Source organism: Streptomyces sp. NPDC088261, from assembly GCF_044740805.1.
GTDB lineage: Bacteria > Actinomycetota > Actinomycetes > Streptomycetales > Streptomycetaceae > Streptomyces.
In genome coordinates this window covers 98,992-124,056 of the sequence record NZ_JBIURL010000016.1, presented here as the reverse complement: position 1 = coordinate 124,056, position 25,065 = coordinate 98,992, and the positions used below count along the sequence as shown (strand labels likewise).

22 protein-coding genes are annotated in these 25,065 nt (G+C 70.8%); 7 read left to right on the top strand and 15 right to left on the bottom strand.

The features are described from left to right. Positions 1-25 precede the first annotated feature (25 nt). The 5 genes from ACIODU_RS26850 to ACIODU_RS26830 all read right to left on the bottom strand — a co-directional run bounded on the left by ACIODU_RS26850 (position 26) and on the right by ACIODU_RS26830 (position 8,040). Positions 26-1,489 (bottom strand): catalase, encoded by a 1,464-nt coding sequence (locus ACIODU_RS26850; RefSeq protein ID WP_401770432.1) that lies wholly within the window; start codon positions 1,487-1,489, stop codon positions 26-28. 287 nt (positions 1,490-1,776) lie between these two features. Next, positions 1,777-3,690, bottom strand: coding sequence for an ATP-binding SpoIIE family protein phosphatase (locus tag ACIODU_RS26845; protein WP_356430729.1), 1,914 nt, complete (start codon positions 3,688-3,690; stop codon positions 1,777-1,779). A 390-nt stretch (positions 3,691-4,080) separates the two neighbouring features. Next, the gene (locus ACIODU_RS26840; RefSeq protein WP_401770431.1) at positions 4,081-4,767 is read right to left on the bottom strand and encodes a DUF402 domain-containing protein; all 687 of its coding nucleotides are present in this window, start codon (positions 4,765-4,767) and stop codon (positions 4,081-4,083) included. A 49-nt stretch (positions 4,768-4,816) separates the two neighbouring features. Next, positions 4,817-6,244 (bottom strand): class II fumarate hydratase, encoded by a 1,428-nt coding sequence (locus tag ACIODU_RS26835; protein WP_401770428.1) that lies wholly within the window; start codon positions 6,242-6,244, stop codon positions 4,817-4,819. A 128-nt stretch (positions 6,245-6,372) separates the two neighbouring features. Next, positions 6,373-8,040, bottom strand: coding sequence for a fumarate hydratase (locus tag ACIODU_RS26830; RefSeq protein ID WP_401770425.1), 1,668 nt, complete (start codon positions 8,038-8,040; stop codon positions 6,373-6,375). A 247-nt stretch (positions 8,041-8,287) separates the two neighbouring features. On the opposite strand from ACIODU_RS26830, the gene ACIODU_RS26825 reads away from it, so the two are divergent. Both ACIODU_RS26825 and ACIODU_RS26820 read left to right on the top strand, forming a co-directional pair. Continuing rightward, positions 8,288-8,974, top strand: a complete 687-nt coding sequence (locus ACIODU_RS26825) for a DUF1707 domain-containing protein (RefSeq protein ID WP_356430722.1) — start codon at positions 8,288-8,290, stop codon at positions 8,972-8,974. A 207-nt stretch (positions 8,975-9,181) separates the two neighbouring features. Beyond that, entirely contained in the window at positions 9,182-9,556 is a 375-nt protein-coding gene (locus tag ACIODU_RS26820) for a WhiB family transcriptional regulator (protein WP_356430721.1), read from the top strand. Positions 9,557-9,686: 130 nt separating this feature from the next. Here the strand turns inward: ACIODU_RS26820 and glpX are convergent, their stop codons facing one another. Continuing rightward, positions 9,687-10,718 carry a class II fructose-bisphosphatase gene (glpX, locus tag ACIODU_RS26815; protein WP_356430719.1) on the bottom strand — a complete coding sequence of 344 codons (1,032 nt, stop codon included), beginning with the start codon at positions 10,716-10,718 and terminating at the stop codon, positions 9,687-9,689. Between the two features lie 124 nt (positions 10,719-10,842). Between glpX and ACIODU_RS26810 the strand changes: the two genes are divergently transcribed. Beyond that, positions 10,843-11,403, top strand: a complete 561-nt coding sequence (locus tag ACIODU_RS26810; protein WP_401770421.1) for a DUF4245 domain-containing protein — start codon at positions 10,843-10,845, stop codon at positions 11,401-11,403. A 762-nt stretch (positions 11,404-12,165) separates the two neighbouring features. Here the strand turns inward: ACIODU_RS26810 and ACIODU_RS26805 are convergent. The 3 genes from ACIODU_RS26805 to ACIODU_RS26795 all read right to left on the bottom strand — a co-directional run bounded on the left by ACIODU_RS26805 (position 12,166) and on the right by ACIODU_RS26795 (position 15,482). After that, positions 12,166-12,399 carry an exodeoxyribonuclease VII small subunit gene (locus ACIODU_RS26805; protein ID WP_356430715.1) on the bottom strand — a complete coding sequence of 78 codons (234 nt, stop codon included), beginning with the start codon at positions 12,397-12,399 and terminating at the stop codon, positions 12,166-12,168. 157 nt (positions 12,400-12,556) lie between these two features. Further along, a complete protein-coding gene (gene xseA, locus ACIODU_RS26800) occupies positions 12,557-13,765 on the bottom strand; it encodes an exodeoxyribonuclease VII large subunit (RefSeq protein ID WP_401770419.1) in 1,209 nt (402 codons plus the stop codon). Positions 13,766-14,015: 250 nt separating this feature from the next. Next, positions 14,016-15,482, bottom strand: a complete 1,467-nt coding sequence (locus ACIODU_RS26795; RefSeq protein ID WP_401770417.1) for an APC family permease — start codon at positions 15,480-15,482, stop codon at positions 14,016-14,018. Between the two features lie 116 nt (positions 15,483-15,598). Between ACIODU_RS26795 and ACIODU_RS26790 the strand changes: the two genes are divergently transcribed. Together ACIODU_RS26790 and ppgK are read left to right on the top strand one after the other, a co-directional pair. Then, a complete protein-coding gene (locus tag ACIODU_RS26790) occupies positions 15,599-16,627 on the top strand; it encodes a 4-hydroxy-3-methylbut-2-enyl diphosphate reductase (RefSeq protein WP_401770414.1) in 1,029 nt (342 codons plus the stop codon). Between the two features lie 151 nt (positions 16,628-16,778). Beyond that, positions 16,779-17,516, top strand: a complete 738-nt coding sequence (gene ppgK / locus ACIODU_RS26785) for a polyphosphate--glucose phosphotransferase (RefSeq protein WP_401770411.1) — start codon at positions 16,779-16,781, stop codon at positions 17,514-17,516. Positions 17,517-17,559: 43 nt separating this feature from the next. On the opposite strand, the gene ACIODU_RS26780 is transcribed toward ppgK, so the two are convergent. Then, positions 17,560-18,198 carry a DUF6542 domain-containing protein gene (locus ACIODU_RS26780; protein WP_401770408.1) on the bottom strand — a complete coding sequence of 213 codons (639 nt, stop codon included), beginning with the start codon at positions 18,196-18,198 and terminating at the stop codon, positions 17,560-17,562. A 182-nt stretch (positions 18,199-18,380) separates the two neighbouring features. On the opposite strand from ACIODU_RS26780, the gene ychF reads away from it, so the two are divergent. Further along, the gene (gene ychF, locus ACIODU_RS26775) at positions 18,381-19,469 is read left to right on the top strand and encodes a redox-regulated ATPase YchF (protein WP_356430705.1); all 1,089 of its coding nucleotides are present in this window, start codon (positions 18,381-18,383) and stop codon (positions 19,467-19,469) included. A gap of 133 nt (positions 19,470-19,602) precedes the next feature. On the opposite strand, the gene ACIODU_RS26770 is transcribed toward ychF, so the two are convergent. The 3 genes from ACIODU_RS26770 to ACIODU_RS26760 form a co-directional block, all read right to left on the bottom strand. After that, entirely contained in the window at positions 19,603-19,866 is a 264-nt protein-coding gene (locus ACIODU_RS26770) for a type II toxin-antitoxin system RelE/ParE family toxin (protein ID WP_401770405.1), read from the bottom strand. Then, positions 19,859-20,128 (bottom strand): type II toxin-antitoxin system Phd/YefM family antitoxin, encoded by a 270-nt coding sequence (locus tag ACIODU_RS26765; protein ID WP_401770402.1) that lies wholly within the window; start codon positions 20,126-20,128, stop codon positions 19,859-19,861. The genes ACIODU_RS26770 and ACIODU_RS26765 overlap by 8 nt, the downstream gene beginning before the upstream one ends. A gap of 428 nt (positions 20,129-20,556) precedes the next feature. Further along, positions 20,557-22,545, bottom strand: coding sequence for an NACHT domain-containing protein (locus ACIODU_RS26760; RefSeq protein ID WP_401770400.1), 1,989 nt, complete (start codon positions 22,543-22,545; stop codon positions 20,557-20,559). A 402-nt stretch (positions 22,546-22,947) separates the two neighbouring features. Here ACIODU_RS26760 and ACIODU_RS26755 point away from each other — a divergent pair, with 402 nt between their 5' ends. After that, complete coding sequence (locus tag ACIODU_RS26755) at positions 22,948-23,571, top strand: hypothetical protein (RefSeq protein WP_401770398.1); 624 nt, start codon at positions 22,948-22,950, stop codon at positions 23,569-23,571. Positions 23,572-23,635: 64 nt separating this feature from the next. Here the strand turns inward: ACIODU_RS26755 and ACIODU_RS26750 are convergent, their stop codons facing one another. Further along, a complete protein-coding gene (locus tag ACIODU_RS26750) occupies positions 23,636-24,388 on the bottom strand; it encodes a type VII secretion system-associated protein (protein ID WP_401770395.1) in 753 nt (250 codons plus the stop codon). A gap of 47 nt (positions 24,389-24,435) precedes the next feature. Then, positions 24,436-25,056: a type VII secretion system-associated protein gene (locus ACIODU_RS26745; protein ID WP_401770393.1), complete on the bottom strand. Its 621-nt coding sequence runs from the start codon at positions 25,054-25,056 to the stop codon at positions 24,436-24,438. Positions 25,057-25,065 lie beyond the last annotated feature (9 nt).

The window sequence follows — 25,065 nt, the reverse complement described above, 5'->3', positions numbered from 1 at the left end:
CGCACCCGTCGAATCGCGCGACCCGTCAGCCGCCGTTGACCTGGTGGGCGATCCGGTCGCCCACGTTCTTGTCGATGTTGCGCCAGTACTGGAGCGCCCGGTCCAGGACCGGCCGGGACACGCCCTGCGCCAGGTGCCCGGACACGTTCGCCACCAGCCGGTCGCGCTGCGCGTCGTCCAGCACCTGACGGACCTGGGTGCCCGCCTGGCCCCAGTCGTCGTCCTCGCTGTGCAGCTTGTACGCCTCGCGCACCATGTCACCCGCCGCAGCCCAGCCCGCCGGGCCGCCGAACTGTGCCGGGTCGGCCGCGGGGCCGCCGTACGAGTTCGGCGCGTACGGCATGGCCGCGTCCGACGCCTCGTACCGCATCGGGCCGTCCTTGGAGTACGAGTGCACCGGCGCGTGCGACCGGTTGGGCGGCAGCTGCGTGTAGTTCGGGCCGATCCGGTACCGGTGCGTGTCCGGGTACGAGAAGAGCCGGCCGAGCAGCATCTTGTCCGGGGACGGGCCGATGCCCGGCACCAGGTTCGACGGTTCAAACGCGGCCTGCTCGATGTGGACGAAGAAATTGTCCGGGTTCCTGTCGAGCGTCATCCGGCCGACGTCGATCAGCGGGTAGTCGCCGTGCGGCCACACCTTGGTCAGGTCGAACGGGTTGAACCGGTAGTCCGCCGCGTCGTCGAACGGCATGATCTGGACCTTGAGGGTCCAGGTCGGCGCGTCGCCCGACTCGATCGACTCGTACAGGTCGCGGCGGTGGTGGTCGGCGTCCGAGCCGGCCATCTGGTCCGCGTCGGCCTGGGACAGGTAGTCGATGCCCTGGTCGGTCTTGAAGTGGTACTTCACCCAGAAGCGCTCGCCCGCGCCGTTGATCCACATGTACGTGTGCGAGCTGTACCCGTTCATGTGGCGGAACGACTTGGGGATGCCCCGGTCGCCCATCAGCCAGGTCACCATGTGGGCCGACTCGGGGGACAGGGTCCAGAAGTCCCACTGCATGTCGTTGTTGCGCAGCCCGGTGGCCGGGTGGCGCTTCTGCGAGTGGATGAAGTCCTGGAACTTGATGGGGTCACGGACGAAGAAGACCGGCGTGTTGTTGCCGACCATGTCGTAGTTGCCGTGCTCCGTGTAGAACTTCAGTGCGAAGCCGCGCGGGTCGCGCCAGGTGTCGGGCGAACCCAGTTCACCGGCGACCGTCGAGAAGCGGGCGAGCATCTCCGTCCGCTTCCCCGGCTGGAACAGGTCCGCCTTGGTGAACTGGCTGACGTCGTTCGTCACTTCGAAGAAGCCGTACGCGCCCGCACCCTTGGCGTGGACCACCCGCTCGGGGACCCGTTCACGGTTGAACTGGGCCATTTTCTCGATCAGGTAGTGGTCCTGCATCAGGATCGGGCCGTCGGAGCCGATGGTCAGCGAGTGCTCGTCGCTCTCCACCGGGATGCCGACGTTGTTGGTCGTGAAAGGAGTCTGAGGGGATGACTCGGACACGAACGTCCTCCCGTCGATAGAAACCCCGGGGGCCGGGGTGACCCAGGGAGTGTCCGCGACGTGGTGTCCGGCTCGCGACGCCTGGCACGCGCGCTCGCGGGCGGACGACCCCACTTCGCCGACACTCCCTGGGACGTGGCAGCGGTCACATCGGCCGCCTGCCCCAGTGAACCTCCGCGACACCCCGTCGGCAACATTTGTCCCCTATTGCCCGCCGGACTTCTCTTCCTCCGCTTTCACCGGATAGATCGCCTCTATCGACAGATCGCCTTTACGGCGCCCCGGCCTCACGACCCGCCGGAATCGCCGGGACCCGTGGCGATCTCGAACCACACGACCTTGCCGGTCGACAGCCGGGTCGCGCCCCAGCGCCGGGCCAGCCGGTTGACCAGGAACAGGCCCCGGCCGCCCTCGTCGGTGTCCCGGGCCCGCCGCTGCCGGGGCAGCTGCGGCGAGTCGTCCCCGACCTCGCACCGCAGTACGTCCGTACGGAGCAGCCGCAGCGTCACCGGTCTCTCCGCGTACCGCACCGCGTTGGTCACGACCTCGCTGATCAGCAGCTCGACCGAGTCGCTCAGCTCCTCCAGGTCCCAGCGCGCCAGCGCCCGCCGGGCGAGCCGCCGCGCCCGGCCCGGGGCCGCGTCCTCCGGCTCCAGGAACCAGTACGCGACGTCGCTCGGCGCGATCCCGTCGAAACGGGCCGCGAGCAGCGCGATGTCGTCGTCCCGGTCGCCCGGGCCCAGCACGTCCAGCACGTCGTCGCAGAGCGCCTCCAGCGGCGGCGCGTGGTCGGGTCCGGTGAGCTGGGCGGTCGCGGCCAGCCGCTCCCGCAGCTGCTCGATACCGGTCCAGACGTCCCGCAGCCGGGACTCCACGAGTCCGTCCGTGTAGAGGAGGAGGGTCGCCCCGGCCGGCGCGTCCAGCTCGACGGCCTCGAAGTCGACGCCGCCGACCCCGATCGGCGCTCCCGGCGGCACCCGCAGGACCTCCGCCCGGCCGCCCAGGTGCAGCAGTATGGGCGGCGGGTGGCCGGCGTTGGCGATCGTGATCCGGTGCGAGACGGGGTCGTACACCGCGTACAGGCAGGTCGCCATCCGGTCCGTGCCGAGCCGCTGCGCCTGCTCGTCCAGATGGTGCAGCACCTCCTGGGGCGGCAGGTCGAGCCCCGCGAGGGTCTGCGCCGTCGTGCGGAGCTGGCCCATGATCGCGGCAGAGGTCATCGAGTGGCCCATGACGTCACCGACGACGAGCGCCACCCGGCTGCCGGGCAGCGGGATGGCGTCGTACCAGTCACCGCCGACCCTGGCCGTCTCGGCGGCCGGCAGATAACGGGAGGCGAGCCGCACCCCGGTCGGCTGCGGCAGGTTCTCCGGGAGCATCGTGCGCTGGAGCTCGTCCGCGATGTACGCCTCGCGCCCGTACAGCACCGCCTTGTCGATGCCCAGCGCCGTGTGCGTGGCCAGCTGCGCGGCGACCAGCAGATCGTTCGGCTCAAAGGCCGCCCTGTCCGGTCTGCGCAGGAACACGGCGGCGCCGATGACCCGCCGCCGCCCGCGCAGCGGCGCCAGGATCGCGCGGTGCCCGGTCGGTACGGTGCGGTCGGCGCCCAGCAGCTCGGGCAGCGCGGCCCTGGCCGCCGCGGAGTCGCCGAAGACCGGGCGCACCCCGCGCAGCACCTCGGAGAGCGCGCCGCCGGAGAGCACCTCGCACAGCTCCGCCGCCGGCATGACGTCGGACTGCGGGTCCAGGACCGGCAGCAGGTCGCCCTCGGCGATCTGGACCGGCATCCCGCCGAGGAACGTCCCCTCGGAGTCGATCCGGCCGTCCGTGAGCCGCAGCCGGTCCGTGCGGCGCAGCCGCAGGACGAAGGGCGCGATCGGCCGCTCGTCGCCGACGGGCAGCGGATCACGCAGATAGACGAGTATCGCGTCGGAGAACGTGGGCACCGTCGCCCGGCACAGGCCGAGGACGATCTCGTCCAGGTCTATGCCGCGGGCGATCCTGCGGGTGGCCGCTCCCACGAAGCGCAGCCGGTCGCCCTCGCGCCGCGCCGTCCCCGTGGGGTCGAGCGACGCCGTGGTGGGCAGCGCGGGGGCGGGCACGGCGGCGGTTCCCGCCGCCTCCTGCCGCGGCCGCGCGCGTTCCTGCGGCCGGGCAACCAGGGGCTGCCGGCCTTCGTGGGAGGTGGGATGCTCCGTCACGCGTGGGATTCCGTCCGTCCGGGCCGGTGGTGCGATGCGATCGCTTCGACTGGGTCCTGTCCGGTCGATCTTCGTGGATCGGCTGGCGGTTCGTGCGCGTACGACCGGACGGAGCGATGCCCGACACACATGGCTCCACCCCCTCGTAGTGATGTGCGGTCGTGCTCGTCAGTGATGTGCGGTCGTGATGATGTGCGGTCAGGTCGCGCGCTCCGCGGAACCGTTGAGCGGGTGCGGCCTTGCGGAGGACGATCCTACGTTTGAAGCCTGTGGTCGTAGCAAGAGTCTCATGAGCCCGGATCCGGAAGAGCGGGATCCAGTACCGGAATCGGGCCGGAATTCGCCCTCACGGGACGTACGCCGTGGTCGTGGATTCCGTGCTCACGAGGGTCACGCCGTGGTCCTGGAGTTGACCCGTCGCGTTCCCGAGGGCGCCCGGTCCCAGTCCGCGGGCAGTTCGGGAACCTGCCACGCCGGATCGGGCCGCCAGTTCTCCCAGCCGTCCTTGAACGGCGCGCCCCACGCGCCGATCACCTCCAGCGCCGCCCGCCCGGCCTCCTGGACCCGGAGCGCCTGGCGGGCGTCCATCAGGCCGTCCTGCTGCGCCTGGGCGAACTCGTCCTCGTCGCGCCAGCGCCACGTACGGTCCGGATAGACGTCGATGTCCAGAAAGTGGTCCTGGGAGTCGACGCCGCCGGCCCAGCGGGTGTGGGGTTCCTCCAGGTTCACGTACCAGCTCTGGAACCGCCAGCCCCGCTCCCACCACAGCCACACCGACCACGGGTCCCCGGGGCGGGCCAGCTTGAGCACGCCCATGCCGTACCACTGGTCGCGCACCACCGTGCGCGGCTTGGTGTAGCGGGTGGGCAGCGGCTCGTGGTGCAGGGGGGTGCCGTCCGCGAGGACCGGCTTCACGCACGGCGTACCGGGCGCGAGCCAGGCGGCGAGCAGGTCGTCGGTGTCCTGGACGACCGTGACAGGGCGGCAGATGTGGACGTGGTCCCCGGCGTTCTGCCGGTACCGCCACAGGATCTGGGTGCCGGGCGCCCAGGGCCCGGCCGCTGCCGTGTCTGTCATGCGCAGATCTTAGTGGGAGCGCGCCCAGGGCGCCCGGGTACTGGTCGGATCACGGCCGGGTCATTCGCAGGACGTCCAGGGCCTCGTCCAGCTGTTCCAGGGTGAGGTCCCCGCGCTCCACGTACCCCCCGTCCAGGACGACCTCACGGATCGTCCGGCGCTCGGCCAGGGAGCGCTTGACGACCTTCGCGGCCTCCTCGTACCCGATGTACTTGTTCAGCGGGGTGACGACGGACGGGGACGACTCGGCGTACGCGCGGGCCCGCTCGACGTGGGCCGTGATGCCGTCGACCGTACGGTCCGCCAGGAGGACGGAGACGTGGGCGAGCAGCCGTACGGACTCCAGGAGGTTCTTGCCGATGACCGGGAGCATCACGTTCAGCTCGAAGTTCCCGGCGGCGCCGGCCGCGGCGACCGTCGCGTCGTTCCCGGTCACCTGGGCCGCGACCATCAGCACGGCCTCGGGGATCACCGGGTTGACCTTGCCGGGCATGATCGAGGAGCCGGGCTGGAGGTCGGGGAGGGAGATCTCGCCGAGTCCGGTACGGGGGCCCGAGGCCATCCAGCGCAGATCGTTGGCGATCTTGGTGAGGGAGACGGCGAGGGTACGGAGCTGGCCCGAGGTCTCCACCAGTCCGTCGCGCGCGCCCTGCGCCTCGAAGTGGTTGCGGGCCTCGGTGAGCGGCAGCCCGGTCGCGCGGGCGACCTCGGCGATGACGGCGGCGGAGAAGCCGGGCGGGGTGTTGATGCCGGTGCCCACCGCCGTACCGCCCAGCGGCAGCTCGGCCAGGCGCGGCAGGGAGGCGGCCAGGCGCTCCACGGCGTAGCGGATCTGGGCCGCGTAGCCGCCGAACTCCTGGCCGAGGGTGACGGGGGTGGCGTCCATCAGGTGCGTACGGCCGGACTTCACGACCGTCGCGAACTCGGCGGACTTGCGTTCCAGGGACGCGGCGAGGTGCTCCAGGGCCGGGATCAGCTCGCCGGTGACGGCGGCGGTCGCGGCGATGTGGATGCTGGAGGGGAAGACGTCGTTGGACGACTGCGAGGCGTTGACGTGGTCGTTGGGGTGCACGGGCCGGCCCAGGCGCTCGGTGGCGAGCGTGGCGAGCACTTCGTTGACGTTCATGTTCGAGGAGGTGCCGGAGCCGGTCTGGAAGACGTCCACCGGGAAGTGCTCGTCCCAGCGGCCCGCGACCACCTCGGCCGCCGCGTCCTGGATGGCCTCCGCCACGTCCTCACCGATCACGCCGAGGTCGGCGTTCACCTTGGCGGCGGCGGCCTTGATTCGGGCCAGGGCGGCGATGTGGGCGGGCTCCAGGCGCTGGCCCGAGATGGGGAAGTTCTCCACGGCGCGCTGCGTCTGGGCCCGCCATTTGGCGTGGGCGGGGACCCGTACCTCACCCATCGAGTCGTGCTCGACGCGGTACTCCTGTGCGGCCCCGGCGCCGGGGGTGTCCTGCGCGTTCTGTGCGTTCATGTGTGACGACCTCCTGTCAGGGCGAAGCGGCTGCCCGACAGGTGTATTCCCACCGGCGCCGCGTCCGCGCGCCGCCGGTGGGGTTGGACCCGTACGGCTGGTTCGGGTGTACGGGTCAGGCGTACGGCTCAGGCCAGGCCGGGGCCGCGGACCGGGATGTTGGTGAAGGTCGGCGCGGGGGCCGGTTCGGTGAAGAAGTCGTTCCCCTTGTCGTCCACGACGATGAACGCCGGGAAGTCCTCCACCTCGATCCGCCAGACGGCCTCCATGCCCAGCTCCTCGTACTCGACCACCTCGACCTTCTTGATGCAGTCCTGCGCGAGGCGCGCCGCCGGGCCGCCGATCGAGCCGAGGTAGAAGCCGCCGTGCGCGCCGCACGCGTCCGTGACCTGCTTCGAGCGGTTGCCCTTCGCGAGCATGACCTTCGAGCCGCCGGCCGCCTGGAACCGCTCCACGTAACTGTCCATCCGCCCGGCCGTCGTCGGGCCGAAGGAACCGGACGCGTACCCCTCGGGGGTCTTCGCCGGGCCCGCGTAGTAGACGGGGTGGTCCTTGAGGTACTGCGGCATCTCCTCGCCCGCGTCCAGCCGCTCCTTGATCTTCGCGTGCGCGATGTCCCGCGCCACGACCAGCGGTCCGGTGAGCGAGAGCCGCGTCTTGACCGGGTACTTGGTCAGCTCGGCGAGGATGTCGTCCATCGGCCGGTTGAGGTCGATCCGTACGACGTCCCCCGCCTCGTCCAGGTGCTCGTCGGTCGTGTCGGGGAGGAAGCGCGCCGGGTCGGTCTCCAGCTGCTCCAGGAACACGCCCTCGGCGGTGATCTTCGCGAGGGCCTGGCGGTCCGCGGAGCAGGAGACGGCGATCGCGACCGGCAGGGAGGCGCCGTGGCGGGGGAGCCGTACCACCCGGACGTCGTGGCAGAAGTACTTCCCGCCGAACTGCGCGCCGATCCCGATCCGCTGCGTCAGCTCGAAGACCTTCTGCTCCAGGTCCTTGTCCCGGAAGCCGTGGCCCGTGGGCGACCCCTCGGCCGGCAGCTCGTCCAGGTAGTGCGCGGAGGCGTACTTGGCGGTCTTGAGCGCGAACTCCGCCGACGTACCGCCGACGACGATCGCCAGGTGGTACGGCGGGCACGCGGCCGTCCCCAGCGAACGGATCTTCTCCTCAAGGAACTTCATCATGGCGGTCTCGTTGAGGACCGCCTTCGTCTCCTGGTAGAGGAACGACTTGTTGGCGGAGCCGCCGCCCTTCGCCATGAAGAGGAACTTGTACGCGCCGCCGTCGGTCGCGTACAGCTCGATCTGCGCGGGGAGGTTCGAGCCGGTGTTCTTCTCCTCCCACATGGTGAGCGGAGCCATCTGCGAGTAGCGGAGGTTGAGCTTGGTGTACGCGTCGTAGATGCCGTGCGACAGCGCCTCCTCGTCACCGCCCCGGGTGAGGACGTGCTGGCCGCGCTTGCCCATCACGATCGCCGTGCCGGTGTCCTGGCACATGGGGAGGACGCCGGCGGCCGCGATGTTCGCGTTCTTGAGGAGGTCGAGCGCCACGAACTTGTCGTTCGAGGAGGCCTCGGGGTCGTCCACGATCCGGCGCAGTTGGGCGAGATGGGCCGGGCGCAGGTAGTGCGAGATGTCGTGCATGGCCTCGGCGGCGAGCGTACGCAGCGCCTCCGGCTCGACCGTGAGGAACGTACGCCCGTCGGCCTCGAAGGTGGAGACACCTTCGGCGGTCACCAGGCGGTACGGCGTGGTGTCCTCTCCCAGGGGGAGCAGATCGGAGTACACAAACTCTGGCATTACGGCCATTCCTCACTCGACAGGCGGCGGCGCGGCCTCCATTGGCCGCGCGTTCCCCAGCGTAGGCGGCGGGGCGGGCGCTGTGCCGGTGAGGTGCGCCTCACGGGTGCGTCCCACGGGTGCGGGTCCCGGGCGTCTCGCGGTGCGGCTCACGGGTCGGCGCGCGGTGCGGCTCCCTGACCGACTCGTGGTCCGTCCCGCGGACTGCCTCTGGTCGCGATCTATCGCGTTTCGCTACCCTGAGGGTGTGGACCTCGAAAAGCACTCCCAGAAGCCGGACGCACCGGTGGAGCCCGCGGGTATCCGGGCCTCCGACGCCGACCGAGACCGGATCGCGGACATCCTCCGGGAGGCGCTGGCTGAGGGCCGGCTGGACGCAGAGGAACATTCCGACCGGATCGACGCCGTCTACCGCGCGAAGACCCTGGGGGAACTGCAACCGCTGGTACGGGACTTGCCGGTGGCGGGGGCCGGCACGGGGGACGCCGCCGGCTCGGCGGTCGCCGGCGGGCGGGCGTACGGCTACGGTCCCGACGACCCGACAGCGCCCGCCGACAGCCTCGTCGCGGTGTTCAGCAGCTCGACCCGGAAGGGGCGCTGGCGCATCGGCCGGAGCACGCGCGCGTTCGCGCTCTTCGGAAATGTGGAGATCGATCTCACGGAAGCGCTGTTCGGGCAGCGGACAACCGTGATCAACGCGACGTCCATTTTCGGCAATGTCGAGGTCCGCGTGCCCGAGAACATCTCCCTGCGCGGCAACGGCACCGGCGTCTTCGGCAACTTCGAGGTCCTGACGCTGGAGGCCGCCGATCCCGACGCGCCGGTGGTCATCGTGAACGGCTATTCGGTGTTCGGGAACGTCGAGGCCAAGCCCAAGCGGGGCAAGTGGATCACCGATCTGCACCGGCGGTCGCGGAAGCACCTCGGACACTGACGGGCGGGGGAGCCGGGCGGGCGGAGCGGGCTTGTCCGGGGGCGATGTTTTCCGGCCAAAGGTGTCCGGTTGTGGTTACGCGTCCGGAATTCCGCACCGTGTTCCGGACTCCGGAACCGCGTGCCACGCAGTGCATAGCGGCGCGTACAGCGGGTAAGGACAGCTGCATCGTCTCTCGCTCGCGAAGCCGTCGTCAGGAGTAGACCCGTGCCGCATCCGCCGCACCAGCCCTTGCAGGTCGCCGCCGTACCGTCCCCGCGGAGTCCCGCCCGGGAGGATCAGGCTGGCCCCTGGCACTCGGAGGCGGTCTGCCGCCGGGACGAAGCCGGGTTGTTCTTCGCCCCCTCCAAGGAGCCGACCGCCTCACGGCTGTCGCGTGAGGAGTCCGCCAAGCGCGTGTGTGGCCGCTGTCCGGTCATGGTCGAGTGCCGGGAGCACGCGCTGCTCCAGCCGGAGCCGTACGGCGTGTGGGGCGGCCTCACCGCCGCCGAGCGCCGGGTGGTGCTGGCGCGGCGCAGGCGCCGTGAGGTGGAGCTGAGGACGGCCGCGGCGGCGAACGGCCCCATCGCGGCGGCGGGCTGAGGGCCCGTACCACCCGGGAAGGGGCACCCCGCGGCGTGTGCGGGGCGCCCCTTGCGACGGGCCGGAGGCGCTGCTCGGCGTACTCGTCGTACTTGTCCTGCTCGTACTCGCGCTACTTGTCCTACTTGTCCTACTTGGCGCGGTCGAAGTCGATGGCGCTGTAGGCGCGCAGCTTGGACAGCCGGTGGGTCGAGTCGATCTGACGGATCGTGCCGGACTTCGAGCGCATGACGAGGGACTGGGTCGTCGCGGTCTCCGAGCGGTAGCGGACCCCGCGCAGCAGCTCGCCGTCCGTGATGCCGGTCGCGACGAAGAAGACGTTGTCGCCGCTGACCAGGTCGTCGGTGGACAGGACGCGGTCCAGGTCGTGTCCGGCGTCGATCGCGCGCCGGCGCTCCTCGTCGTCCTTGGGCCACAACTTGCCCTGGATGACACCGCCCAGGCACTTGATGGCGCACGCGGAGATGATGCCCTCGGGGGTCCCGCCGATGCCCAGCAGCAGATCGACGCCCGTCCCGTCGCGCGCGGCCATGATCGAACCGGCCACGTCGCCGTCCGAGATGAACTTGATCATGGCGCCGGTCTCGCGGATCTCCCGCACGATCGTGTCGTGGCGGGGGCGGTCGAGGACCACGACGGTGAGGTCCTCGGGGGAGACCCGCTTGGCCTTGGCGACCCGGCGGATGTTGACCGACACGGGCGCGTTGATGTCGACGAAGTCGGCGGCCTCGGGGCCGGTCACGAGCTTGTCCATGTAGAAGACGGCGGACGGGTCGAACATCGCGCCCCGGTCGGCGGCGGCCAGCACGGCGATCGCGTTGGGCATGCCCTTGGCGTTCAGGGTGGTGCCGTCGATGGGGTCCACGGCGATGTCGACCTCGGCGCCGGTGCCGTCGCCGACGTGCTCGCCGTTGAACAGCATCGGGGCTTCGTCCTTCTCGCCCTCGCCGATGACCACGACGCCGTTCATCGACACGGTCGAGACGAGCGTGCGCATGGCGTTGACGGCGGCGCCGTCGGCACCGTTCTTGTCACCGCGCCCGACCCACCGCCCGGCCGCCATGGCGGCCGCCTCGGTGACCCGGACCAGCTCCAGCGCCAGGTTGCGGTCGGGGGCTTCGGGAGACACTTCCAGCGGGGGCGGCAGCTGACTGTCGGACATCGGAGCGCACCTTTCTGTGCGGTGACGACCGGAAAAGAGGGTGATACGACTCTATCCGTACCTCGACAGATTGAGCAGCGGGGCCCACGGATGAGCGGGGTGGGCGTGATGCGACGATGGGGCCGTGGCAGAGGCAGAGGCAGAGGCAGAGGCAGCGAAGCGGGGCAGGGGCAGACAGTCCGTACGGGACATGTTCCTGTCGATGCTGGTCATCGGCGCGGTCGTCGCGGTGATCTACGTGTTCATCCCGCACGACGAGAAGGCCGACCCGGTCCGGGCGGTCGACTACCGCGTGGAACTCCTCACGGCGCGGCGCGCGGCGCCGTACCCGGTGGTGGCGCCGACGGGCCTGTCGGACGGCTGGAAGCCCACGTCGGTCTCGTACGAACGGCAGAACGCGGACGCGTGGCACCTCGGCTACCTCGACCCCGACGGGGAGTACGTCGCCGTTGAGCAGTCCACGATGCCGGCGAGGAAGTACGTCACGGACGTCACGCAGCGGGCCGAGAACACCGGCAGGACGCAGGAGGTGGCCGGCGAGACGTGGCAGCGCTGGGACGGCCCCAAGTACGACGCGCTGGTCCGCACGGAGGCAGGCGCGACGACGGTGGTCACGGGAACGGCGTCGTACGAACGCCTGGCCCAGATGGCGGCGGCCCTGGGCACGGCCCCGGCGGCGAGCTGACGCGGCCGGCCGGGCTGGCCGACGCCCCGCGCGGCCAACGCCCACGTTCCGCGCTCGTCGGCCCCGCCGCTTCCCCAGGCCGACGCCGCCCGCCCCGCCCGGAACGGCACCGAGTCGCCTTCTTGCCGCTCGGCGGGCCCGCCCGCCGGCCTGCCTGCGTGGCCGACACCCACGTTTCGCGCCAGGCGCCTGGTCCCCGGCCGCCGCGCCCGGAACGGAGCCGAGCCGGCTCCTCGCCGCTCGGCGGGCCCGCCTACCCGCCTGCCTGCGGTCTTCGTGGCACACGGCCGGGCCTGCGGCGCGCGTAAGGGCCTCGGTTTGCCATCCACCTGTCCGGCGTTTGAGGACATCGGTGAGCCGCGCCCGCGTGCCGGGCCACAGCCACCCCCGGGGCAGGCGGGGTCGTTCAGTTCACCCCCGGCGTGAGGGGGGTGGGGTCGGAGGAGGTGCGTGTGGCCGGACGTAAAGCGTGTTTTGTGGCGCATGGCTACCGTTAATCAAGACAAGACCGTGCACGCGCCGTAAAACATGCAGTCCGGACATACGTGCCTCCGGAGGCCCCGCCCCCCGTCACCACGACAAACCCAGCCCGTCCGGCGATTGAGGACATCAGTAAGCGCAACCAAGGACCGGGCCGAGCCCAAAGATCAAGAGCGCAAGCTCAACCGCGCCGACAGCCGCCGACCCTCCCGACCGCCAGGGTCCCTCCCCGCCCCCAGGCCGCCCAGTCCGCCCAGTCCCCCCGGCCCCCGGCCGGCCCGCTCAGCCCTCGCCCCGCTCCGAACCGGCGGTGTCGTCCGCCAGGGACGCGTCCAGACGGGCACGGGCGCCCTCCAGCCAGCGGCGGCACACCTTCGCCAGCTCCTCGCCACGCTCCCAGAGCGCCAGCGAGTCCTCCAGCGTCGTCCCGCCCGCCTCCAGCCGGCGCACGACCTCGATCAACTCGTCCCGTGCCTGCTCGTAGCCGAGCGCGGCCTTCTCATCCGTCGTGGCCATGCGATCCCTCCTCCATACGGGCCGGCGTACGAGCCGGCGTGGTGCAACAGTCGAGCGTGCGGAACGGTCCGGGCGGCACCGCTGAGACGGCCGCCATCCGCGGCGCCGCCCTCATGGGCCAACCCCACGGCGTCCACGGCGTCCACGGCGGTGCCGGTCACTCCGGGACCCGTACCGTGAAGTCGCCCTTCGCCACCCGCGCCCGCAGCTCGGCGCCCGCGGTGACGTCCTCCGGAGACCGTACGACCGTCCCGTCAGGACGCTGGAGCACCGCGTACCCCCGCTCCAGGGTCGCGGCCGGCGACAGCGCCACCACGCGGGCGCGCGTGTGCGACAGTTCCGAGTCCGCGCGGTCCAGCAGATGCCGCAGCACCCGACGCGACCGGTCCGCCAGCGCGTCCACCTCGGCGGCGCGCTCCGCGACCATCCGCTGCGGCCGCTCCATCACGGGCCGGCCGAGCGCGTGGGCGAGGCCCCTTTCCTCCCGGTCGAGCAGCCCCCGTACCGTCCGCAGCGCGCGGTCGCGCAACGCCTGCACCCGGTCCAGCTCCTCGCCGACGTCCGGCACGACCTTCTTCGCCGCGTCCGTCGGCGTCGACGCCCGGACGTCCGCCACCAGGTCGAGCAGCGGGGAGTCCGGTTCGTGCCCGATCGCCGAGACCACCGGCGTCCGGCACGCGGCCACCGCCCGTACCAACTGCTCGTCCGAGAACGGCAGCAGATCCTCCACGCTCCCGCCGCCCCGCGCCACCACGATCACGTCGACCTCCGGCAGCGCGTCCAGCTCCTCGACGGCCGCCACGACCTGCGCCACCGCGTTCACGCCCTGCACGGCGGTGTTGCGCACCTCGAAACGGACGGCGGGCCACCGCCGCCGCGCGTTCTCCAGCACGTCCCGCTCGGCCGCCGACGCCCGGCCGCAGACCAGCCCGATCAGCTGCGGCAGGAACGGCAGCGGCTTCTTGCGGTCGGCCGCGAACAGCCCCTCCGCGCCCAGTGCCTGCTTCAACCGCTCCAGCCGGACGAGCAGCTCGCCGATGCCGACCGGCCGTATCTCCGTGGCCCGCAGCGACAGCTGCCCCCGTGGCGCGTACCACTCCGGCTTGGCCTGCACCACAACCCGCGCGCCCTCCGAGACCACATCCGCGATCGCGTCGAACACCTGGCGGTAGCACGTCACACCCACCGAGATGTCGTACGACGGATCGCGCAGCGTCAGGAAGACCACCCCCGCGCCCGGTCTGCGCGAGAGCTGCGTGATCTGACCCTCGACCCAGACGGCCCCGAGCCGGTCGATCCACCCACCGATGAGCCGCGACACCTCACCGACGGGCAGCGGGGCGTCCGCGGACGTGTTGAGAGCCATACGGAGGAGCGTATCGGCAGCCTCTGACATCCCCGGGCGTCCGGAGAACGCACGCGACACGTCGGGCGCGGCGTCGGCGATGCGCCCGGACACCGCGCCGGGCCGCGCTCGGCCAGGGTCCGCGACGTGGACGGAGTACGCGACCCCCCGCCTCGGACGGCATGCGCGCCCCCCCCGCCTCCCTGCACAGCCCACCCCACCAGCGCGACCCGCCCCCACCCCACCAGCGCGACCTCAAACGCGCTAAGCGTCAGCCCGCCCTCGCCCCCACCCGCCCCCGCTGCCCCACCAGCACCGCCAACCCCACCGCCAGCCAGATCGCCCCCACCACCTGCGCCGTCCCCGACGCCTCCACGATCACCGCGACCAGGATTCCCGCGCCCACCACCGGCAGCACCACGTGCCGGAACCAGCGCGGTGCCCCCTCCGCGCGTCGTACCGCGAACCAGCCCACCACCGACGCGTGCAGCAGGATGAACGCCGACAGCGCCCCGATGTTGACCACCGACACCAGCTTGTCCAGGCCGTCGCCCCGCTGGGCCGCCCACACCGCCGCCCCCAGCGTCACCACGGCCGCCAGCAGCAGGGCCACCCGGGGGACGCCCGAGTCCGTACGGGACAGGCCGCGCGGCAGCCGGCGTTCGCGGCCCATCGCGAACAGCAGCCGGCCCGCCGCCGCCTGACCCGCCAGCGCCGCGAACGCCGCGCCGATCGCCTTGCTGGACGCGACCAGGTCGTGCAGCCACGTACCGACCGCCGAATCCACCGCGTCGTAGAACGCCGTCCCCTGGGCCGCCGGGTCGGCCGCCAGCCGCGCCGAGCCCACGGGCTCCAGCAGCGCCACCAGATACGTCTGCGCGACGAACAGCACCCCCGCCAGCACCAGGCAGAACAGCACCGCCCGCGCCACCTTCCGCGAGCCGCCCGTCACCTCCTCGGCGAAGGAGGCGATCGCGTCGAAGCCCAGATACGAGAGCACCGCGACCGACACCGCCCCGATGACCGCCGTCAGCGAAAACCCCCGGTCGCTGGTGAACGGCGTGGACCAGCCGCGCGTCGCCCCGTCCCGCGCCAGCACCACGATCGCCGCCACCACGAAGACCAGCAGCACCACGATCTCCAGCGCCAGCACCGCCATGCCCACCCGGGCCGCCGCCCGTACCCCCCACAGGTTGAGCAGCGTCGTGACCACGACCGCGATCGACGTCCACACCCACCGGTCCACGGACGGGACCAGCGCCTCCATCGCGATCCCCGCGAAGAGGTACGCCACCGCCGGGATCAGCAGGTAGTCGAGCATCGCCATCCACCCGGCGATGAACCCCGGCCCCTCGCCGAGCCCCTTGCGCGCGTAGTTGAAGACGGACCCGGCCTGGGGGGCCACCCGGACCATCTGGGCGTAGCTGAACGCGGTGAACGCCATGGCGACCGTCGCCACCACGTACACCAGCGCCACCGCCCCGTGCGACTTCGCGTCGAGCGTCCCGAACACGCCGACGGGGGCCATCGGGGCGATGAACAGCAGCCCGTACACGACGAGGTCCCGGAACCCGAGCGTCCGCCGCAGCTGCCCGTCGGCCGGCTCCCGCAGGCTCTCCGCCCCGCCGCCCCACACGGGTGCCCCGGCCGCCGGCCTTCCGTCCGTACCGTCGCCAGTGCCGCCGGTGCCGCCGGTGCCGCGGGTGTCGCCGTCGCCGGTGTCGCCGGTACCGCCCATCGGGTCCCTCCGTCCGCTCCGTCCGTCACGCAGCCGCCACGTAGCCGTCACGTAGGCCCAGTGTCGGGTCCATGGGCGACGCCCCGCCTGTTCTGGGCGGCCTTACGATGGGACGCATGACTGACACGTCCCGCCCGTCGCCCGCCGCCACCCCCAGTGGAGACGCCGCGCGCCGCGCCGGCAAACGCGTCCTGCTCGCCGCCCCCCGTGGTTACTGCGCGGGGGTGGACCGTGCCGTGATCGCCGTCGAGAAGGCGCTGGAGCAGTACGGCGCGCCCATCTACGTCCGGCACGAGATCGTCCACAACAAGTACGTCGTACGGACCCTGGAGAAGAAGGGCGCCATCTTCGTCGAGGAGACGGCGGAGGTCCCCGAGGGATCGATCGTCATGTTCTCCGCGCACGGCGTGGCGCCGGTCGTCCACGAGGAGGCGGCCCGGCGCAACCTCGCCACCATCGACGCGACCTGCCCCCTCGTCACCAAGGTGCACAAGGAGGCCGTCCGCTTCGCGAGTGAGGACTACGACATCCTCCTCATCGGCCACGACGGCCACGAAGAGGTCATCGGTACGTCGGGCGAGGCCCCGGACCACATCACGCTGGTCGACGGCCCGGACGACGTGGCGAACGTGACGGTCCGCGACGAGTCGAAGATCGTCTGGCTCTCCCAGACCACGCTGTCCGTGGACGAGACCATGGAGACGGTCGACCGGCTCAAGGAGAAGTTCCCGCTGCTGATCTCGCCGCCCAGCGACGACATCTGCTACGCGACGCAGAACCGCCAGATCGCGGTCAAGCAGATGGGCGCGGACGCGGACCTGGTCATTGTTGTCGGCTCCAAGAACTCGTCCAACTCCGTCCGCCTGGTCGAGGTCGCCCTCGGCGCCGGCGCACGCGCCTCCTACCTGGTGGACGCGGCCGACGAGATCGACGAGGCCTGGCTCGAAGGCGTGGAGACGGTCGGTCTCACGTCGGGGGCGTCCGTTCCCGAGGTGCTGGTCGAGGGCGTCCTGGAGTACCTGTCGGCGCGTGGCTTCGAGGACGTCGAGGTCGTGAAGGCGGCGGAGGAGTCGATCGTGTTCTCGCTGCCGAAGGAGCTGCGGCGCGATCTGCGGGCGGAGGCGGCGGCGCTGACGGCGAAGTGAGCGCGGACGCGGTCCGTGGTTGATCGCACGGGCGACCGGACCGTACGTACACCTCTCGGACCGTACGTACATCTGCTCGGCCGGAAAGTCCGTACGTACGGTCGAGGGGTAACGGAGCGCGTGGCGGTCGTCTGCCCGTAACGTTGTGTCCATGAACGTCTTCGGAGTGGACATCGGCGGCTCGGGGATCAAGGGCGCGCCCGTGGACCTGGAGCGCGGCGACCTGGTCGAACCGCGTCACAAAGTACTCACCCCGCACCCCGCGACGCCCGAGAGCGTCGCGGACGGCGTGGTCGAGGTCGTACGGCACTTCGGCTGGTCGGGTCCGGTCGGCATCACCTTCCCCGGGGTGGTGACCGGTTCCGTGATCCGTACGGCCGCCAACGTCGACAAGAAGTGGATCGACGTCGACGCGGGCAAGCTGCTCGGCGACAAGCTGAACCTCCGGGTGACCGTCCTCAACGACGCCGACGCGGCGGGGGTCGCCGAGATGGCCTTCGGCGCCGGCCGGGGCCGCAAGGGCACGGTCTTCCTGCTGACGTTCGGTACGGGCATCGGCAGCGCGCTCTTCGTGGACGGCAAGCTGGTGCCCAACACCGAGCTGGGCCACCTGGAGCTGCACGGCCACGACGCGGAGAAGCACGCGTCGACGAAGGCCAAGGAGGACGAGGACCTCAGCTGGCACCACTGGGCGCACCGGGTGCAGAAGTACCTGGCGCACGTGGAGATGCTGTTCTCGCCCGAGCTGTTCATCATCGGCGGCGGGGTGAGCCGTAAGGCGGAGAAGTTCATTCCGCTGATCGAGGGCATCAAGGCCGAGATCGTCCCGGCGGAGCTCCAGAACAACGCGGGGATCGTGGGCGCGGCGATGGCGGCGGCGGGCAGGTAGGCGTCGGGGCCGTACCGCACACGGAGGTAGGTGTCCGCTGTTCCTACCCGCGCGGTACGGCCCTGCGAGGACCGGCGGCCGTACGTGCCCCGGCTCCCGCTCCCGCACCCGCTCCCGCGGCCCGGTTCGCTGCGGCGGCGGCCGCCACGTCGCGGGCGAGCTGGCGGCGCCCCATCTGGCGGATCTTGCGTACGGACGCGATGAGGCCCGCGATGAGAGTGCCGCCGTACAGCCAGCCCGCGTGTACGGCCAAGGCGGTGACGACCGCCATGATGTTCCCGCCGAACCCGCCCGTACCGCCGGCGATCGGGATCGTACCGACGGCGAAGGCGATCGGGACGCAGATCGGCGCGGTCACCAGGTCGGCCTCCCGCACCCAGAGCGCGGTCACGGCGCTCACCAGCAGGAACATGAAACCGTACGGGAAGGGCGCCCCGTCGAACAGCAGCTCGTCCACGAACGCGACGAAGACCATGACGGCGGTCGCGAACAGTCCCGCGCCGATCCCGGTGAACCGGGGGTTGGGCAGACCGCGCAGGGTGTCGACGACCGGCGGAACCCGCCGTACCGGCGCGGGCGGCACCCGGTGGACGCTCGCGGCCTCCGCGACGGCGCCCCGGGGCGAAGGGGGTGTCCCCGGCCTGGTCCGGCGCTGGGGCTGACGTGTCCTGTGCTGGTCCACCGGACCAACGTAGGCGGCGGAGGGGGACGAATCCGGCACAGGACACGCCCTTTGGGCGAGCTTGGCGTTGCGTTCGAGGCGTACGGGCGGGTCGCGGGGCCCCGGAACCCGTCGTGGAGCGTGAACCACCGCCCGTAAACTGGGCTTCCTACTCTCTCCCCTCTCCCCAGGAAGTCGCCAACGTGTCGCTCACGATCGGAATCGTCGGCCTGCCGAATGTCGGCAAGTCGACCCTGTTCAACGCCCTGACCAAGAACGACGTGCTGGCGGCCAACTACCCGTTCGCCACCATCGAGCCGAACGTCGGGGTGGTCGGCGTGCCCGACCCGCGCCTGACCAAGCTCGCCGAGGTCTTCAACTCGCAGAAGATCCTCCCGGCGACGGTCGACTTCGTCGACATCGCGGGCATCGTGCGCGGCGCCTCGGAGGGGGAGGGCCTGGGGAACAAGTTCCTGGCGAACATCCGCGAGTCCGACGCGATCTGCCAGGTCATCCGGGCCTTCAAGGACGAGAACGTGGTCCATGTCGACGGCAAGGTCTCGCCCAAGGACGACATCGAGACGATCAACACCGAGCTGATCCTCGCCGACCTCCAGACGGTGGAGAAGGTCCTCCCGCGCCTCCAGCGCGAGTCGCGCATCAAGAAGGACGTCCTGCCGAAGGTCAAGGCCATCGAGGAGGCACAGGCCATCCTGGAGAAGGGCGAGACGCTGTTCTCGGCGGGCCTGGTCCAGGGCACGGAGAAGGCGGAACCCCTCCACGACCTGCACCTCCTGACCACCAAGCCGTTCCTCTACGTCTTCAACGTGGACGAGGAGGAGCTGACGGACGACACCTTCAAGGACACCCAGCGCGCCCTGGTCGCCCCCGCCGAGGCCATCTTCCTCAACGCCAAGCTGGAGTCGGACCTGGCGGAACTGGACGACGACGAGGCCCTTGAACTCCTCCAGTCGGTCGGCCAGGAAGAACCGGGCCTGGCCACCCTGGCCCACGTGGGCTTCCGCACCCTGGGCCTCCAGACGTACCTGACGGCGGGCCCCAAGGAATCCCGGGCCTGGACGATCAAAAAGGGCGCCACGGCCCCCGAGGCGGCCGGAGTGATCCACACGGACTTCCAGAAGGGCTTCATCAAGGCGGAGGTCATCTCCTTCGACGACCTGGTCACGACAGGCTCAGTAGCCGAGGCCCGCGCGGCGGGCAAGGCCCGCATGGAGGGCAAGGAGTACGTGATGCAGGACGGGGACGTGGTGGAGTTCCGCTTCAACGTGTGAGCGGATGAAATAACGCCACGTCGCTGATGTGGCAACAAGCAGATCACACGGGGCCGGGCTCTTGAGAGACCGGCCCCTTCGTCCCTGCCGTGCTGGTTCGGTGCTGGATGTTCGGACGCTGGATTGGTCGGGATCAGGTGTCGTAAACGGTCGAGCGATGCCCGACATGTACGACCCACACCACGAGCTCCCCGTTGTCGATCGTGTAGACGACGCGGTAGTCGCCGACTCGCAGTCGACGGCGTTCCGGCTGCGACACGAGCGCGGTGGTGTTGAAGCCGAGGGGATCGCTCTCCAGCTCGGTCAGCTTGGCCAGGATGCGCAGGGCCATGTCGCGAGGGATCTTCCGGAGCTCGGCCTGCGCCTCGGGGTGGAAGACGGTTCGGTACTCACTCACCGCGCGCCAGCGTCCCCCTCATGATGTCCTCGATCGGGATGCCGGGTGTGGGGTTGGCCATGCGCTCATCGATGATCCGGTTGATCTCGCGCTCTTCCCACTCCTGGTACTTGCGCAGCACCTCGATGGAGACGACGGCGGCGACCTCCTTGCCTCGGCGGGTGATGACTGTGGGTACGTCGTCGCGGTCCGCGCGCTCCACGACTTCCGCCAGGTGGGCGCGCACGTCGCGGATGGACTCTATGGGCAGCGGCTGCGTCATGTGCTCAAGTGTACCGAGTGTGCCATGTGTACACCACTCTCTCGTGGTGCTGGATGAGCTGGATGAGCCGGCACCGTGCTGGATCGGTGCTGGACAGCCACTTTCACAATCGCGTTTTCGCAGGTCGGAGCGCTGCGCTGAACGTTTCGTTTCAACGTTTGGCGGGTGACCTGCCATCCCACCGCTGTCTGGCAAACGTGCAGGTCAGAAGGGGTCCACTCCTCCGGGGGTGGGGCCCCTGGGTTTTTCCCGTGCCGGACCTGGCCTTGGCGGCCAAACACGAGGACATCGCCTGGGGCGCCGCTGCCCCGCCGGTGCGAAGACACCGCCGGCCCTTCCCGGCCCGTGCCGGTGACAGCAGTTCGACCTCGACCGCGGCGGCCTGCGTCCGGAGAACGTCCACTTGGGAAAGTGACGGAGCGGTGGTGTCAGGGGGTGGGGTGGGTGGCGAGCCAGTTCTGGAGTTCTCGGTGGCGGAACTGGTAGGCGATACCTGAGATGCGAAGGAGACCGGCTTCGTAGGACCAGTCGAGGAATGGGCCCAGCCGCCACGGAAGCCGGCCCCGGGAGCAGCATAAGTACACGACGTAGCGGCGTCCCGCACCGGTGAAGTAGTAGATGCCGAGGACGGGACCGACCACGAGGCCGGCCACGATGGCGAGCCCGAGCGTGAACACGAGGCCGGCCGCGAGGGATACGGTCGCGAGGCTGGCCACGAACACGGCTCCGCCGACGAATCCGCCCAGGACTCCCGCCACGAGATCGTCCAGAACGGGTGAGGTGGGACGCGTCGGTGCGGCAAGTCCGCTTCTGTGGGCGGTTGTCGTGGTCGGATCGCCGAGAGGGTTGGAGAGGGCGGCCGCGACTCCCACGGCGAGCGCGACCGAGAACGCGACGGAAAGCGCGACCGTGATTCCGTGGGCGGGTCCGCCGTCGAATCCGGCGTTGAGCCCGGGCCCGATTCCCACGGCGCCTCCGACGGCGATTCCGACGGTGAGCCCTGTTCTGAGCACCCGTGCGACGAGTTGGCCGCGTTGGGCCCGGTCCCGCAGCCGGTGCAGCTGCCGTGTGCGGGGCTGCGGGACCTCGGATCTGCCCGCACGCTGAATGGCGACCAGTCCGATGATCGTGATGGGTAGGGCGCTGAGGACCTGGTGAGGGGAGAACCCCAGGAGGGTCTGGGTCAGGAGCAGGAGCGGGAGTATGAGGAGTGCGGCGAGGAGGGCGTCGACGGTACGGACCCGCCGGGACCCGGCCTGGGGCCACAACTGGTGCAGGACCAGGTCCGTACCGGCGCCGGAGGTACCGGCCGGGCTGGTGCCGAGATGGGTGGCGAGGGTGGCCAGCCAGCGGTGGACCTGCTCGGGCCGGTAGCGACCGGGGCGCGTGGGGTGCTGGCCGGTGGCGGCGGGCAGGTAGGCGGCCAGGAGATGGTCGTGCACCGCCTCGGGCGAGGTGAAGGCGAGCAACTCCGCCGGGTCGGAGACGGGGGCGAGGGTGTCGGGGTGGCGCTGCTCGAAGGCGGCGGCAGCCAGGTTCAGTTGCCACGGCGTGCTCAACGCGGTGGCTACGGGACCGGCGGGCTCCGCGGTGAGGACGTGCAGGACGGGCGCCCAGCGGTCGGGGTCGGTCGTACGGGCCATCAGGTAGGCGGCGGCCTGAGCGGCGTCGACCGAGTGGATTTCCACGCGGGCGGCCTCGCGCATACGGACATCACGCGCGACCAGGTGATCATATTGAGCGGTACGACAGGTCAGTACGACCGGCGCGCTGCCGACGGGGTCCTGGTAGGCGTTCAGTTGGGCCAGCGCTTCGGTGGCACGGCGGCGGCCCGCGGGGGTGGTATCGGCATCCATCTCGTCCAGACCGTCCAGCACCGGCAGAACCCGGTACTCATCGACCAGCAGGCGCGCGTCCTCGACGGTGATACCCCGGTAGCGCAGCCGGTCGTGGACCTGCTCGGCCAGCCACTCCCGCAACGGCCGCGCGGTGTCCCAACCCGCCAGAGAGAAGCGCACCGGTACGGGGTCGGTGTCCGCGCGCCCGGCCAGCAGACCGAGGAGAAGTTCCAGGGCGAGCAGCGTCTTGCCCGCACCGGGCTCACCGGTGATGACCAGCCGGGCCGGAGACAGGGCGCGGTAGTAGGCGACGATCTCCGTCAGATGTCCTTCGGGGGCCGCGCCGGCGGTGTTGTTGGCGCGCTCCCGCCGGTAGCCGAATGCCAGGTCGATGCGCTTGGCGCCCTCCCCGATCAGCTGGGCGCGCTGCCGTGTCTCGGCGACCATCACCACCCCGGCCAAGGTTCTGGTCTTCGCCTCCACATCTGCGGCGGCCTCGGTGTGGTCCCTCTGGTAGGCAGCCCAGGCCACGTACGAAGCGGACACCGTCGGGGCCAGCGCGATCAGTGTGGCGGCCATGCGGGCCACGTGAAACTGCTTCGAGATCCACAATGCCAGCGCGACCGTCCCGATCTGTAGGACCAGGAACAACAACGTTGCCCGCCGTGAGCGTGATATAGGCATGAAAGGGCATTCCCCTGATCCCACACCCGTCACACGGCGGCCTCACACGAACACGAAGTGGACTACCGGGCGCCGCGGTGACCGGACAGGACGTATCCGCAGCAGTTCCCTCCGGACCTTGATGTCCCCGATCCTGACCGGGCCCGGGAGCGGGTCCAGGGGAGTGGTGGTGGGCGTCGGGGCCGTGACGTGCGGGGCGCGCTCGCGTTGACGGAGTGGATCTTGATCCGACCTGGATCTTCACGATCATCCGTCTCGTTCACCGGGAGTTGTGCCGTGGGAAAGTCCTCTCTGCGTATGGCCGGTCTTGTCGTCGGCTCGTTGGCGGTCCTCGCGGCGGTCGTGCCGCCGGTCTCGGCGCGCCAGGCGCACAGCGCCCTGCCGCCGCTGCCGCTGAAGGCCGGTGACCCGTACTACTTCTGTCTGACCGACACCACCGAGAAGGCCCTGGCCAACGCCCGGATCAGCCTGGAGGCGGTCTCGCCGAACACCGTGGTGACGTACAAGGACCGCACCTGCATGCGCGGCACTCTCACGAGCGGACAGATCAACACCGACCTGACCGGGCTGAGTGGTGAGGGCACCGGCGGGTTCGCGTTCCGGCGCGAGGGGGTACGGGCCGAGTTCACCCGGCCCCGGGTCGCTCTGAACCTGGACCGCAGCGGTTCGTGGACCGCCGAACACGCGGGCCGGCGCATCGAGATGTTCACCTCCACCAAGGTCGGCGCGAAGCTCTCGCTGACGAAGGTGAGCGCGGAGGATCTGCCGATGGCGCTGACCCAGCAGGGTGCCGACGCTCTGGCCGGTACGTTCGGTACGAGCCCGGTCCCGGCCGGCACGCCGTTCTTCGAGGGCAACGCCAGCTTCGACGTCCTGGGCTCTGTCGCCGGGCCCCTCACGCCGAACACCACGAAGCCGTAACCCCGCACGACATACCCTCTGGGGGCTGCGCCTTTTTCGGCTGCCGGATCGCTCTCCGGCTCGGTCAGCTCGGGTCGTAGCGGTCCAGGTCGGACTTGCTTTGGCGTAGGGCCGTTGCTGTGACCAGTTGGGCTACGGGGGCGGAGGAGCTGAGGAACAGGATCTCGTTGTCGGCCGGGAGTTTTTTCAGCAGGGCCGGTATCGACATCACCTCGTGTGGGGGGAGTTTGTCCTCCGCCAGGTTGGGTGAGGGGGAGAAGACGGGGACCGCCGTCGTGCCGTCCTGGGCCTCGGTCACTGACAGGGCGCCGGTTTCGTCCACGCATACCGCCACCTCGGCGTCGGCGAGCATCAGGGCGAACAGCTCCTCCGAGGCGTAACCGGTGGCCACCAGTTGTACGGCGGCGTCCACGGGGCTGATCGGTGGCGCCCAGCCGTACGCGTCCGGGGAAGGGCGGTACTCGGTGTTCGCCTCCCACTCGACGATCTCGCCCTCCTCGTCGCTGCGCCAGCGGCCCAGGCTCGCCCAGGGCGGCGGGGGTTCGTCCTCGTCGCCGTTCCAGTGGCGGTCGATGACGGACAGCCAGTGGTGGGGGGCCACCCTGGCCGCCTTGACGTAGTCCTCCGGCGGCTCCCGGAAGCCCTCCTGGCCCCTGATCACCGCGCCTGGGCCGCCCTGGGTCCCCGCCGCGCCCGCGTGTCCGCCGGCGGGAGCCTCTTCGGCGTCTGCCGGTGCGGTGTTCTTCGGCTCGTCGTCCGGTGGGGCGGAAGGGCTCGGGAGGGGGCCTGGCGCGGGGTTCGGCGTGGGGCTCGTCATGTAGGGGGCTCCGTTGATGTGTACGAGGGAGGGTGCTGCCTTCTCGGTCAGGTCGTTGGGGTTTTTTCCGTGGACTCCCCGACGGCCTCCAGCGCCTCGTGCAGCGCCTCCGTCTCCACCGTCATGCTTACCGGGCCCGAAGGGTTGAGGTAGAGCACGTGTCCCTCCGGTATGCGGTCCGCCAGCTCCGTCACCGGCGTCAGTTCGTATCCGAAGCGGCCCGCCGCGTGCAGGTACGCGGGGGACGTGAAGACGGGGACCACCGACGTACCGTCGGGGGAGACGGCCGACAGGGGAGTGCCGTCGGGAGCGAGCAGGACCGCCACCTGGGCGCCGGCCAGTGCGCGTGGTACGGCGTCCCCGGGGCCGTACCCCGTGGCCGCGAGCTGGACCGCCTCGTCCACCGCGTCCGTCGGCGCGGGCCAGCCGAGGGCCTGGGGCGAGGGGCGGTACTCCTCGTTGGCGCGCCACTCCTCGATCTCCCCGTCCAGGCCGGACCTCCACTGGCCCACCACCGCCCAGTTCGGCGGGTCGCCCTTCCCCGACCACGCCGGGTCGACCATGCCCAGCCAGTGGTCGGGGGCGAGCCGGGCCGCCTCCTTGATCTCCTCGGGGACGGGCGGGGCGTCGGCGGTGGCGGTGGTTCCGGTGGCGGGGGTGTCGTTCATGGGCTCCTC